Genomic DNA, 12,213 nt, shown 5'->3' on the forward strand with positions numbered 1-12,213 from the left:
GTCGAGCAGCACGAGGTCGACCTGCCCCACGGCGAGCAGTCGCAGTGCCTCCGCCCCGCTGCCCGTGGTCAGGACGGCGTGCTGCGCGCGCTCGAGGTAGCGACGCAGGACGTCGCGGATGTCGCGGTCGTCTTCGACCACGAGGACGGTGGGCATGGCTCCATCCTGCCGGGTGGCCGCCGGGCCGAGTGCCGGACGCGGCGGATCTCCATCCCGTCTCCACACCGGATCCGTGGCGGCTGCGCACGGCCGGGCGAGGGTGAGGTCATCCACCACCCCGGGGAGCCGGGGCCGCACCCACCAGGAGCACACCATGATGCGACGCACCCTTCTCACCGCCGTCGGCACCGGCGCGATCACCGTCGGCCTCCTCGCCGGCGGCGCCGTGGCCGCCGACCGGATCGACGACACGACCGGCCGTGGCACCACCGCCCGGGACGCCGGCACGTGCGACGGCACGGCGACGTGCGACGGTGCGCCGGCGAACGGCCGGGCGGTCGACGGCCAGGCGGGCAACGGCGCGGCGGGCTCCGGGTGGTCGGGCCGGGGCGGCGTCGGCCAGGGCGGCGCGGGGCAGGTGCAGGCGGGCGCCGGGGATCACACGGCGTACGCCTCGGGTGAGCTGACCGCCGCCCAGGAGGCCGACCTGCTCTTCATGGTCCAGGAGGAGAAGCTCGCGTTCGACCTCTACGTGGCGTTCGGCGAGGAGTTCGGCATCACGGCCTTCGAGCGGATCTCGCGGTCGGAGGCCCAGCACATGGACGCGATCCGCACGTTGCTCGACACCTACGGCCTCGCCGACCCGACCGTCGGCCTTGACGCCGGCGAGTTCGTCGACGAGGGCCTCGCGCAGATGTGCGACGACCTGCTCGCCCAGGGCATGGTCTCGGCCGACGACGCGCTGGCCGTCGGCCGGGCCGTCGAGCTGGACGACATCGCGGCGCTCGAGGAGGCCGCAGCGGGGGTCACGGCCGAGGACGTGCAGCACGTCTACGCCCGGCTCACCGCCGCGAGCGAGAAGCACCTCGTCGCGTTCGGCGGCTGATCACCGGACGCTCGTCAGGCGGGGCACCGCGGCGCTCGGCGCGTCGCGGTGCCGCCGCGGCTGGACGAAGACGTGCTGCCGCTGCACCGCGAAGCTCACCACCACGAGGCCCATCTCGGTCACCACCTTGGCCGCGAGCAGGGGCGTCCCCAGACCGTCGACCATCGCCCGGAGCACGAGGTAGTTCGCCACGACGAGCGCACCGGCCAGCGCGGCGTACCGCAGGGCGGACGAGGCGACCCGCGCACGGCCTCCCTGGCCGAAGACCAGCGAGCGGTTCACGGCGAAGTTCGCCGCCCCGCTGACCAGCCGGGCGCCCACGACGGCCGCCGCGAGTCCCCACCCGAAGGCCGACAGCGCGAGCAGCACCGCGGTGTCGATCGCGAACGCGGTCAGCGACGACGCGGCGAACCGGACCATCGGCTGGTAGACCCGCAGCGAGTCGACCAGCGGACGGAAGTGCGACGACGCGTTGTCGTCCAGGTACACGGTGCGGATCGGCACCTCGAGGACGGCGTGACGGGCCCGCCGGGCGGCGAGCAGCACCGCCATCTCGTACTCGAACCGCTCGCCGGGCACCGTGGTGAGCCACCCCAGGAGGTCGGCGGGGTACGCCCGCAGGCCCGTCTGGGTGTCGCGCAGCCGCTGGCCGGTGGCCGCGGCGAAGATCCATCGGGTGGCCTCGTTGCCCACCCTGCTGCGCAGGGGCACGGCGCCGACGAACTGCCGGGCGCCCAGCACCATCGTGCCCGGGGCGATCGCGTCGCCGACGCGCAGGATGTCCGTGACCGTGTGCTGGCCGTCGCTGTCCGCGCAGACCACGCCCTGCCCGGGGTGCGCGGTGCGCAGGTGCGCGAACCCCGCCTTGAGCGCGTGCCCCTTGCCGCGGTTGACGTCGCCCGTGAGGACCTCGGCGCCGAGCGCGCGGGCCTGGGCGAAGACGGCGGCGTACCGCGGGCCGCTGCCGTCGTCGACGACGAGCACGGGCGCCCGGGGCAGCGCCCGGCGCAGGTCGCGGACGAGGTCCACGAGTCGGTGGTCGGGCTGGTAGGAGGGGATGAGGATGATCATCGCCATCACCCGATGTACAGGATGTCGCTGGTGCCGCGCTCCTGGCCCTTGCCGAGCGGGTCGTTGACCACCGCGCCGTCGTAGTACAGGGTCGACGAGCCGCCGCCGTCGAGGTTGTACGCGACCGTGCAGCCGAGGTCGGCCATGATCTGCGCCAGCTCGGTCATCGTCACGCCCCGGCTGTAGCCGGGGCTGCGTCCGTCCACCACGACGAGCACGAGGTGGTTGGCGTCGATCATGCCCACGGCCGTGCGGGGCTGCTCACCCTGGATCGAGTGGTTGCCGACGTTGGTGTCGACCTCCACGTCCTCGATGCCGTCGAGGATCTCGCCGTCGGCCAGCAGCGCCGGCCCGAACGACAGGGTGTTCCACACGCCGGCCGCCACGAGCTCGTCCGCCGTGGTGGTCGTCTCGTCGTAGACGGCGACCGTCCCGTCGAGGTAGAACGCGAGGCCCTCGCGCGCACCCTCGTCGCGGTAGACCACGCCGTTGCGGATGACGATGCCCGTCTCGCGGAACCCGTAGTAGTCGCCGTTGATGGCGAGGATCGCGTCGTTGGCAGCGGCGATGTCCGAGGTCGTCTCGGTGATGTTGGTGCCGAAGGCGTCCTGGGCGAAGGCAGACCGCAGCTGCGTGGCGTCCGACAGCACGACGTCGGCGACGTAGTACGTGACCGTGTCGTCGCCGCTGCCCGTGGTCACGGTCGACACGGTGATCGACGGCTCCTCGGCTGACGCCGTCGCAGCGGTGGAGGCTCCGGTGGTGGACGTGCTGCTCGACGTGGTGCCGGTGGTCGCCGCGCCGACGGCCGCCTCGTATGCGGAGACGTCGGCGATCTCGACGTGCTCGACGAGGTAGCGGTCGACGGCCCAGGCGGTGGGGACACCGACGGCGACGAGCACGCCCGTCACGGTCGCGGCGGCGATGGCGCGGCGCCGGGTGGATCGGGGGGGCGGCTCGGACGGGGTGCCGGTCATCGGGGGCTCTCCTGACGGGTGAGGGGGTTGTCCCCGTCAGGGTCGCCCGGTCACCTGGGCGGCATGCCTGAGTCCCCTGTGCCCCGCCTGAGCGCGCTTCGTCAGCCCGCCGTCAGCTCACCGTGACCGTGCGGCTGTCGCTCATCGGGGCCCGGCCCTCGCCGTCCGACGGGTCGTCCTCGGTGATCACCACGCTGTAGGTCCCCGGGGGCAGGTCGACGGTGAAGGAGAACGGCGCGAACGTCTGGCCCTCGGCGGTCATCGCCACACCGGCGGCCACCTCGGTGCCAGCTGCGTCCAGGACGCGCCACGGCAGGGTGGCCTCGAAGACGGCAGCCTCACCGCTCACCGTCACGGGCGATCCGCTCGTCGCGCCCTCGCGGGGCTCGTCGATCTGCACCAGCAGCCGCGTCGCGAGCGCATCGCCGCGCACCTGCGGCGTGTCCCAGACCACGGCCCCCCAGAGCTCACCCGCCGGGGCGCCGTCGATGGTCAGGAGCACGGGGGCGCTCGGGTCGCCGACCGCCGAGGACACGGTCCACACGAGCTGCTCGATCATGAGGGCGGCTCCGGCCGAGCCGATGTTCGCCGTCCGTGCGTCGGCGCTGAGGTCGACGACGACGGTGCCGGCGTCCTCGGTCACCCCGAGCACCTGGGTGGCCGGGTCCCACGGGCTGAAGTAGTCCGGGTCGGTGGGTCCGGCGATCATCAGCGCGACGGCGGCCTGGGGGGTCGGGTCGGCGACGGCGCGCAGCTCGCGGACCAGGCGCACCTCGGTGCCCGTCTCGAGCATCGAGTAGATCGCCAGGTCGCCGCCGGCGGTGGCCGAGGGCGTGGGGCTGGGCTCGGCCGTGGGCTCGGCCGACGCGCTCGGCGTGGGTGTGGCCGACGGGGTGGGGTCCGGTGCGGGGCAGCCGGAGAGCAGCACTGCGGCGAGCCCGGCCCCCACGACAGCGAGGGCGGCACGGCGTCCGGATCGAAGCGCGAGCATCAGAACCTCCACCAGCGGCCCCGGGCCCCGACGGTGCCCGCCGACGGACCGCCTGCACCCCCAGTCTCCCACCGGCCGGTCGACCAGCGAGGGACCTCGTGGTGCCGAGATGCGTCCCGCGCCGGCCTCGTCTACGCTCCTCCGACGAGGGGAGTACTTCGCTCGCACCGATCCGGTCAGTACGGCGCCCCAGCGGCGACCTCGGCGGTGGCCCACTGCGGTGGGTGAAGGAGACCTCGGACCCGTCGTGATCCGAGGAGGAGCCGTGCCCCTGAACCACCCCGTCGTCCTGGCCGCCGCCGAGGCGGCCGCAGCCCCACCGGCGACTGAGCTGACGAGCGTCGGCACCCCCGGACTGTGGGCGGCAACGATCGGCGCCGTCGTCGTCCTGGTGGTGCTGGACTTCCTCATCACCCGCCGCCCCCACGAGGTCTCGATGCGTGAGGCGATCGGCTGGAGCGCCTTCTACATCGCGCTGCCGCTGGCCTTCGGGGGCTACCTGTGGTCCCGGTTCGGTGCCACCACCGGCGTGGAGTACCTCACCGGCTACCTCGTCGAGAAGTCGCTGTCGGTCGACAACCTCTTCGTCTTCATGCTCCTGCTCGGCGCCTTCGCGGTGCCCGCGGCGCTGCAGCAGCGCGTGCTGCTGTTCGGCATCGTGGGGGCCCTGGTGCTGCGCGGGATCTTCATCGCGCTGGGCGCCGCGGCGCTGGCCCACCTCAGCTGGGCCTTCCTGCTCTTCGGGCTCATCCTCCTGGCCACGGGCGTCAAGCTGCTGCGCGACCAGCGCAAGGACACCGGCCACGAGGTGGACATCTCCTCGATGCGCTCGGTCCGGCTCATCCGGCGCTTCCTGCCCGTCACCGACGACTACCGCGGCACGCGGATGCTGGTGCGCGAGGATGGGCGGCTCGCGGCCACCCCGATGGCGCTCGTCGTGCTCGCGATCCTCGCCACGGACATCGTCTTCGCCGTCGACTCGGTACCGGCGGTCTTCGGCATCACCGGGGACCCGTTCCTCGTCTTCGCGACCAACGCGTTCGCCCTGCTGGGCCTGCGTGCGCTGTACTTCGTGCTCCAGGGCGCGCTGGCGCGGCTGGTGCACCTGGGCTACGGCCTGGCCGGGATCCTCGGCTTCATCGGGGTCAAGCTGGTGCTGCACTGGGCGCACGGCGTGTGGCCGGCGGTGCCCGAGATCCCGACGCTCGCGTCGCTGGGCGTCATCGTCGGCGTGCTGGTCGTCGTGACGTTCACCAGCCTGCGCGCCACGCGGGGCGTCGAGGTGCCGCTGGACCGGCCGGTCGACGAGCTCGCCGTGGTCCCGGACCCCGACCCGGAGCCGGAGCAGGCCGCGCGCTGACCCTCAGACCGGCAGGTACCGGGCCCACCACGCGAGCACGTGCTCGAAGCGGGCCACCCGGTGGCTCGGCCTGCCGGAGCGGGTGAGCTCGTGCCCCTCGCCCGGGAACAGCAGGAGCTCGGCCGGCACGCCCCGACGCCTCAGCTCGACGAACCACCGCTGCCCCTGCTCGACGGGGCAGCGCCAGTCGTTCTCGGAGTGGATCACCAGCGTGGGCGTACGCACCCGGGCAACGTGCGCCATCGGCGACTGCGCCGCCAACGCGCGGTCGTCCTGGGGGGTGCCCGTGTCGCCGAGGTACTCGAGGCCGAAGAACCAGCCGATGTCGCTCGAGCCGACGAAGCTGACCGGGTCGAGGAACCCGCGCTCGACGATCGCGGCCGCGAACCGCGCGGTGCGCGTGGTGAGCCACGCCGAGAGGTAGCCGCCGTAGGAGCCGCCCATGACGCCCACCCGTGCACCGTCCAGGGCGGGGTCGCCGGCCAGGGCCGCGTCGAGCAGCGCGAGCACGTCGTCGGTGTCGACCGTGCCGAACGCGCGGCGGATGGCCCTGCCGTGGGGTGCGCCGTAGCCCGCCGAGCCGCGCGGGTTGCCGTGCACCACGGCGTAGCCGGCCTGGACGAGCACCTGGACCTCGTCGAACACCTCGTGGGTGTACTGGGCGAAGGGGCCGCCGTGGATCATGAGCACCACGGGGTACGGGCCCGGGCCGTGCCGGCCCGCGTCGGGGGTCGTCACCCAGCCGTGCACCGGGTACCCGTCGGGCGCCGTGGCGGTCAGCTCGCGCGGCGCATGCAGGCGCCCGGTGGCGCGCAGCTCGGCGGTCAGGTCGGTCAGGTGCGTGCCGCCACCCGCGGCGCGGTCCACCAGCACGAGGTCCCCGGCGCTGCCCGGACCGCCGGCGCTCACGACGACGGTGGCGCCGTCGGGCGTCGCCGCCACGCCGTGCACGACGGCTGGCGCGTCGAGGAGCACCCGCGCGACGGCGGTGCCGACGGCCGTCGCGTCCGCCGGGAGCGCCAGGAGCACGACGGCGCCGCGTCGTTGGTCCGCGACGAGCACCTCGTCGCCGGCCAGCGAGAGCGCGCCGGGCACGAGGTCGGTCGTCTCGGCGTCGGTGTGCCTGCGGGGGAGCGGGGCCCTGCCGTCGCCGTCCGCGAGCAGGGCGCCGATGTCGAGCGACCACAGGCCGGTCTGCGCGGCGACGAAGTCGCGACCGCTCGCGCCGACGTCCCCGGCCAGCAGCCACAGGGTGCACCCGTCCGCGGAGGGCAGCACGGTCTCGACCACCAGGTTCGACCCGAGCTCCGCGTCGGTCAGGCGGCGCGGGCGGGGCGGGCCGTCCGCTCCCGCGCCCGGCCGCGCGTCGACGAGCAGGGCGTCGACGCGTAGGTCCTCCTCGCGTCCGGGGTGGACGGCACCGACCGCGACGAGCCGGCGACCGTCGGGCAGCCAGCGGTGGCCGGAGACCTCGAGGTCCCCTGCCGTGAGGGCCGCCGGCTCGGGCAGCCGGCCGGGCAGGGGTGCGGCCGGGACGTCCAGGGCGAACAGGTGCTGAGGGCGGTCCCGGAGGAACCCGAGGTTGTCCCCCCGGTACCGGAACGTCGTGATGTGCCGCGGTGGCTCGGCGCTCGCGTCCCCGCCGGTCACGTACCGACCCTCGGCCGGCACCCGCGCCAGGTACGCGATCCGCGTGCCGTCGGGGGAGAACTGCGGGTCGCTCACACCGAGCGGCGCGTCGGTGAGCCGCACGGGCTCGCCGCCGCCGGCCTCGACGAGGTGCAGCTGCGGGCGCCCCGTGGCCTCGGCGCGCAGGAAGGCGATCCATCGGCCGTCGGGTGACCAGGTCGGGGCCGTGTCCCGGTGCCCGCGGGTGAGTCGGACCGGGGCGGCGGAGCCGTCCGTCGGGACGCGCCACAGCTGCCCGACGTACTCGTCGGTGTCCCGGTCGGGGGAGAGCACGGAGACGACGGCGGTGCGACCGTCGGGGTGCAGGGCCGGGGTTCCCGGGGTGCGGAGCAGGGCGACGTCGGCGGGGATCACCGGACGAACCTACGCCTCCCGCCGGCCGCGAGGCCCGCGGGACGTCCCGGCCGCTGCGCTACCGGGCCAGCGCCGCAGCTGCCACCCGCTGCTCGAGGATGCCGACGTCGCGCACCGCGCCCTTGTCCGCCGAGAGCGCCATGGCGGCATAGGCGCGCAACGCGGTCGAGACGTACCGGTCCCGCGCCACGGGCGCGTAGCCGGTGGTGGCCTCGAGCCGCTCGCGGCGCCCGGCCAGGACGTCGTCCGGCACGTCCAGGACGATGGCGCGTCGCGGGATGTCGATCCGGATCGTGTCGCCGTCCTCGACCAGCGCGATCACCCCGCCGGCGGCGGCCTCGGGCGAGACGTGCCCGATGGACAGCCCCGACGTGCCGCCGGAGAAGCGGCCGTCGGTGACCAGCGCGCATGCCGCGCCCAGGCCGAGCCCCTTGAGGTAGGAGGTCGGGTAGAGCATCTCCTGCATGCCGGGCCCGCCGCGGGGGCCCTCGTAGCGGATGACGACGACGTCGCCGGGTGACACCCGCTGGGACAGGATCGCCTCGACCGCCGCCTCCTGGGACTCCACGACGAGCGCCGGCCCGGCGAAGGTGAAGACCGACTCGTCGACGCCGGCCGTCTTGACGATGCAGCCGTCCTGCGCGAGGTTGCCGCGCAGCACGGCCAGGCCGCCGTCTGCCGTGTAGGCGTGCGCCACGTCGCGGATGCAGCCGCCCACGGCGTCCGTGTCGAGCTGCTCCCAGCGGGCCGACTGGGAGAACGCCGTGGCGGAGCGCCGCCGGCCCGGCGCCGCGTGGAACAGCTCGAGCGCCTGATCGGTCGCCGCGCCGCCCCGCACGTCCCAGGCGTCCAGCCACGTCGTCAGGTCGGGGGAGTGGATCGCGTGGACGTCGGTGTGCAGCAGCCCGGCGCGGTGCAGCTCGCCGAGGATCGCCGGGATGCCGCCCGCGCGGTGGACGTCCTCCATGAGGTGGTGGCCGTTGGGCGCGATCTTCGCCAGGCACGGCACCTGGCGCGAGCGCGCGTCGATGTCCGTCATGGCGTAGTCGAGCTCGGCCTCGTGCGCCGCGGCGAGCAGGTGCAGCACGGTGTTGGTCGAGCCGCCCATGGCGACGTCGAGGGCCATCGCGTTGTCGAAGGCCGCGCGTGAGGCCACGGAGCGCGGCAGCACCGAGGCGTCGTCGTCGTCGTAGTAGCGGCGCGTGATCTCCATGGCGACGCGCCCGGCCTCCTCGTAGAGCGCGCGGCGCGCCGTGTGGGTGGCCAGCGTGGAGCCGTTGCCGGGCAGGGCCAGGCCGAGCGCCTCGAGCAGGCAGTTCATCGAGTTCGCCGTGAACATCCCCGAGCACGAGCCGCACGTGGGGCAGGCGGCCTCCTCGATGAGGTCGATGTCCGCGTCCGAGACGGTGTCCGCGACGGCGTCGGCGATGGCGGTGACGAGGTTGAGCCCGGTGCGCGTGGTCCCGTCGGTCAGCGTGGCCGTGCCACCCTCCATGGGGCCGCCGGAGACGAAGACCGCCGGGATGTTGAGCCGCAGGGCAGCCATGAGCATGCCCGGCGTGATCTTGTCGCAGTTGGAGATGCAGACCATGGCGTCGGCCTGGTGGGCGTTGACCATGTACTCGACCGAGTCCGCGATGAGGTCGCGCGACGGCAGGGAGTAGAGCATCCCGGAGTGGCCCATCGCGATGCCGTCGTCCACCGCGATGGTGTTGAACTCGCGCGGCACGCCGCCTGCGGCGGAGATCGCCTCGGAGACGATCCGGCCCACCGGTGCCAGGTGCGTGTGGCCCGGCACGAACTCGGTGAAGCTGTTGGCGACGGCGACGATCGGCTTGCCGATGTCCTCGCGGGCGACGCCGGCCGCGCGGAGCAGCGCGCGGGCGCCAGCCATGTTGCGGCCGTGGGTGACAGTGCGGGAGCGCAGCGTGGGCATGGTCGTATTCCAGCACGCCCGGGCACCGGCGGAGGCCGTGTCCCACCGGGCGGACCCGGTGCCGCCCCGCGCCGACGGGGGTGCCCCGGGCGCGCCCGCGCCCTTGTGGCCGTCGATGTATGCGCAGACAGCCGGTCCGGCGGCTCACGGCTGCCGGCCTCGATCGATGAAGCTCGAGAAGGGAACCACTCATGCCGCTGACGACATCGGCACCCCGTCGCAGCAGGACCGTCCGGACGGCGACGGCGGTCGCCACCGCGGTCACCGTCGCCGGGCTGGTGCTGTCCACGGGTGCCGTCGCGACCGCGCACGGCCGCAGCGACCGCGCGACGCTCACGGAGTACGCCCGCGACACCTGGGCATCGTTCGACGCGATGGTCGACCCGGCCACCGGCCTGCCGGCCGACAACATCGCGGGCGACCTCGACACGTCCACGCGCAGCGGCTACACGTCGCCGACCAACATCGGCGCGTACCTGTGGAGCACGGTCGTCGCCCGCGACCTGGGCATCATCACGCGCGGCGACGCCCGGCAGCGCCTGGCGACGACGCTGGACAGCGTCGCCGCGCTGGAGCGTCACGAGGCCTCCGGCATGTTCTGCAACTGGTACGACGAGGCCACCGGGGAGCTGCTGACCACCTGGCCCGCGGACGGATCGACCGTCCACCCGTTCGCCTCGACCGTCGACAACGCCTGGCTGGCCACGGCCATGGTGCTGGTCGCCAACGCCGAGCCGCGGCGGCGGCGCAGCGCCGAGGCGATCACCGCGACGATGGACTTCGGCTTCTACTACGACCCTGCGGCCCGCCTCCTGCGCGGCGGGTTCTGGGTCGAGGAGCCGCCGGGCGGCGGCGTGCTCGACAGCTACCGCGAGGGCATCGCGGACGTCTGGTACACGGGTCACCACGACGGGACGCTCAACACCGAGCCCCGGATGGCCAGCTACCTGGCGATCGCCTGGGGCCAGGTGCCGGCGGAGCACCTGGGGGTCCAGGTCTTCGAGGGCGCCTACCGCTACCGCGACATGCAGATCGTGCCCAGCTGGGGCGGGTCGATGTTCGAGGCCCTCATGGTCGACCTCTTCGTGCCCGAGGCGGAGTGGGGACCGGAGAGCTGGGGCCGCAACCACCCGCTGTACGTCCGGGCGCAGATCGAGCACGGCATGGGCGAGGCGGGCTACGGGTACTGGGGCTTCTCCCCGGCCAGCGACCCCGCGGGCGGCTACCGCGAGTACGGGGTCGACGCGCTCGGGATGGACCCCGCCGGGTACACCTCCGACCAGGAGCGGACCTCGGTCGACCCGGGCTGGGACGACCCTGCCTGCCCCCGTGAGCCGTCGGTCCCGGCCGGCTACGGCGACGGCGTGGTGACGCCGCACGCCTCGTTCCTCGCGCTGCCGTATGCGCACGACGCGGCGATGGACAACCTCGCAGCGCTGCGGTCCGAGCTCGGCGCGTACGGGCCGGGCGGCTTCTACGACGCCGTCGCCGTGGGCAGCGGCACGGTCGCCGAGACGTACCTCGCGCTCGACCAGGGCATGGTCATGGCTGCGCTGGGCAACGAGCTGCGCCAGGACTCCGTCCAGCGCTGCACGGTGCGCGGCGCGATCCGTCAGGTGATCGAGCCGCTGCTCGCGATCGAGGAGTTCTCGGTCAGCCGCTGACGGTCGGACGGCGGGTCACGGCGGCGCGCAGCCGCCACCGACCGGTGGCACGGGCCGTCGTGCCACCGGTCGGCCCGCAGCGCCGGTCAGGTGATCGACGCCCGGTAGATGAGCTCGATCGCCTCGTCGAGCGTGGCGTCGAACTCCGGCTGGGTCTGCTGCGCCGTGAGGCCCTCCGTCAGCGCGCGCGAGAAGCTGGCGACGACGCCGTGCTGGCGGGCCAGCCGGGCCACGGCCTCGGTGCGGCTGTAGCCGCCGGACAGCGCGACGACCCGCAGCACCCGCGGGTGCGCCACGAGCGGGGCGTAGAGGCCGTCGTGCTCCGGGAGCGTGAGCTTGAGCATGACGTGGTGCTCGGGTGCGAGCCGGTCGAGCTCCGACTCCAGCGCCGCCACCGTGAGCACCTCGGCCGCGGCCTTCTGCGGGCTCGTGATGTCGACCTCCGGCTCGATGATCGGGACGAGCCCGGCGGCCAGGATCCGCCGCGCGACGCCGAACTGCTGACCCACCGCGGCGCGCACGCCGATCTCGTCCGCCAGGTGGACCACGGAGCGCATCTTGGTCCCGAGCACCCCGTGCGCCCTGGCCCGGGCGAGCAGGTCGTCGAGGTCGTCGATCGGCTTCATCAGCCGAACGCCGGCGTTCTCCGGCTCGAGCCCCTTGTCCACCTTGAGGAACGACGGGATGCGCTTGACGTCCCACAGGTACTCGGCTGCTCCCTGGCCCTCGATCTCCCGGTCCATCGTCTGCTCGAAGAGGATGGTGCCGAGGATGCGGTCCCCGTCGAAGGAGGGGCTCGTCATGATCCGGGTGCGCATCGCGTGGACGAGGTCGAACATCTCCGCGTCCGTGGCGTAGGCGCCCTCGTCGATGCCGTAGAGGCGCAGCGCCTTGGGCGTGCTGCCGCCGCTCTGGTCGAGGGCCGCGATGAACCCGCGCCCGGTGCGGAGCCGGTGGAGCTTCTGGTCGGTCATGAGGGATCCCTTCGCCTCGAGGGCGACCGTCCCGGGCACCGGCAGGACGGGCCTGCCGGCTCGGGGCTCGATGACGGTGCCCCAGGTCCACTCTCCTCCGTGCCGTCGCCGCGCGGCAGGGATCTGAGTCCCGGTCGGCGCGGGCGTGGGTC

At 74.0% G+C, this 12,213-nt stretch carries 10 protein-coding genes; 3 read left to right on the forward strand and 7 right to left on the reverse strand.

The window, feature by feature from the left end:
- A partial coding sequence (locus PKY62_RS13370; protein WP_502875778.1) for a response regulator transcription factor occupies positions 1-315 on the reverse strand: 315 nt, incomplete at its 3' end.
- Here PKY62_RS13370 and PKY62_RS03830 point away from each other — a divergent pair.
- Positions 314-1,045 (forward strand): DUF2202 domain-containing protein, encoded by a 732-nt coding sequence (locus tag PKY62_RS03830; RefSeq protein ID WP_324535027.1) that lies wholly within the window; start codon positions 314-316, stop codon positions 1,043-1,045. The genes PKY62_RS13370 and PKY62_RS03830 overlap by 2 nt on opposite strands.
- Here the strand turns inward: PKY62_RS03830 and PKY62_RS03835 are convergent, their stop codons facing one another.
- From PKY62_RS03835 to PKY62_RS03845, 3 genes are all read right to left on the reverse strand, one after another.
- Positions 1,046-2,122 (reverse strand): GtrA family protein, encoded by a 1,077-nt coding sequence (locus PKY62_RS03835; RefSeq protein WP_324535029.1) that lies wholly within the window; start codon positions 2,120-2,122, stop codon positions 1,046-1,048.
- Positions 2,122-3,093 carry a phosphodiester glycosidase family protein gene (locus PKY62_RS03840; RefSeq protein ID WP_324535031.1) on the reverse strand — a complete coding sequence of 324 codons (972 nt, stop codon included), beginning with the start codon at positions 3,091-3,093 and terminating at the stop codon, positions 2,122-2,124. The genes PKY62_RS03835 and PKY62_RS03840 overlap by 1 nt, the downstream gene beginning before the upstream one ends.
- A gap of 112 nt (positions 3,094-3,205) precedes the next feature.
- Positions 3,206-4,084 (reverse strand): Gmad2 immunoglobulin-like domain-containing protein, encoded by an 879-nt coding sequence (locus PKY62_RS03845; protein ID WP_324535033.1) that lies wholly within the window; start codon positions 4,082-4,084, stop codon positions 3,206-3,208.
- A 265-nt stretch (positions 4,085-4,349) separates the two neighbouring features.
- Here PKY62_RS03845 and PKY62_RS03850 point away from each other — a divergent pair, with 265 nt between their 5' ends.
- Positions 4,350-5,444, forward strand: coding sequence for a TerC/Alx family metal homeostasis membrane protein (locus PKY62_RS03850; RefSeq protein WP_502875777.1), 1,095 nt, complete (start codon positions 4,350-4,352; stop codon positions 5,442-5,444).
- 3 nt (positions 5,445-5,447) lie between these two features.
- On the opposite strand, the gene PKY62_RS03855 is transcribed toward PKY62_RS03850, so the two are convergent.
- Together PKY62_RS03855 and ilvD are read right to left on the reverse strand one after the other, a co-directional pair.
- Positions 5,448-7,487: a S9 family peptidase gene (locus PKY62_RS03855; protein WP_324535035.1), complete on the reverse strand. Its 2,040-nt coding sequence runs from the start codon at positions 7,485-7,487 to the stop codon at positions 5,448-5,450.
- A gap of 58 nt (positions 7,488-7,545) precedes the next feature.
- The gene (ilvD, locus tag PKY62_RS03860) at positions 7,546-9,423 is read right to left on the reverse strand and encodes a dihydroxy-acid dehydratase (RefSeq protein WP_324535037.1); all 1,878 of its coding nucleotides are present in this window, start codon (positions 9,421-9,423) and stop codon (positions 7,546-7,548) included.
- 191 nt (positions 9,424-9,614) lie between these two features.
- On the opposite strand from ilvD, the gene PKY62_RS03865 reads away from it, so the two are divergent.
- Positions 9,615-11,087 (forward strand): glucoamylase family protein, encoded by a 1,473-nt coding sequence (locus tag PKY62_RS03865; RefSeq protein ID WP_324535039.1) that lies wholly within the window; start codon positions 9,615-9,617, stop codon positions 11,085-11,087.
- A gap of 86 nt (positions 11,088-11,173) precedes the next feature.
- Here the strand turns inward: PKY62_RS03865 and PKY62_RS03870 are convergent, their stop codons facing one another.
- The gene (locus PKY62_RS03870; RefSeq protein WP_324535041.1) at positions 11,174-12,061 is read right to left on the reverse strand and encodes a fructose bisphosphate aldolase; all 888 of its coding nucleotides are present in this window, start codon (positions 12,059-12,061) and stop codon (positions 11,174-11,176) included.
- Positions 12,062-12,213: the final 152 nt, after the last annotated feature.

The sequence above is a fragment of the Actinotalea sp. genome (assembly GCF_035443605.1).
Taxonomy (GTDB): Bacteria; Actinomycetota; Actinomycetes; order Actinomycetales; family Cellulomonadaceae; genus Actinotalea.

Excerpts from the sequence above, each read along its gene's own strand:
- PKY62_RS03830 (WP_324535027.1), top strand. The coding sequence starts at position 314 with ATGATGCGACGCACCCTTCTCACCGCCGTCGGCACCGGCGCGATCACC.
- PKY62_RS03835 (WP_324535029.1), bottom strand. The coding sequence starts at position 2,122 with ATGGCGATGATCATCCTCATCCCCTCCTACCAGCCCGACCACCGACTC.
- PKY62_RS03840 (WP_324535031.1), bottom strand. The coding sequence starts at position 3,093 with ATGACCGGCACCCCGTCCGAGCCGCCCCCCCGATCCACCCGGCGCCGC.
- PKY62_RS03845 (WP_324535033.1), bottom strand. The coding sequence starts at position 4,084 with ATGCTCGCGCTTCGATCCGGACGCCGTGCCGCCCTCGCTGTCGTGGGG.
- ilvD (WP_324535037.1), bottom strand. The coding sequence starts at position 9,423 with ATGCCCACGCTGCGCTCCCGCACTGTCACCCACGGCCGCAACATGGCT.
- PKY62_RS03865 (WP_324535039.1), top strand. The coding sequence starts at position 9,615 with ATGCCGCTGACGACATCGGCACCCCGTCGCAGCAGGACCGTCCGGACG.
- PKY62_RS03870 (WP_324535041.1), bottom strand. The coding sequence starts at position 12,061 with ATGACCGACCAGAAGCTCCACCGGCTCCGCACCGGGCGCGGGTTCATC.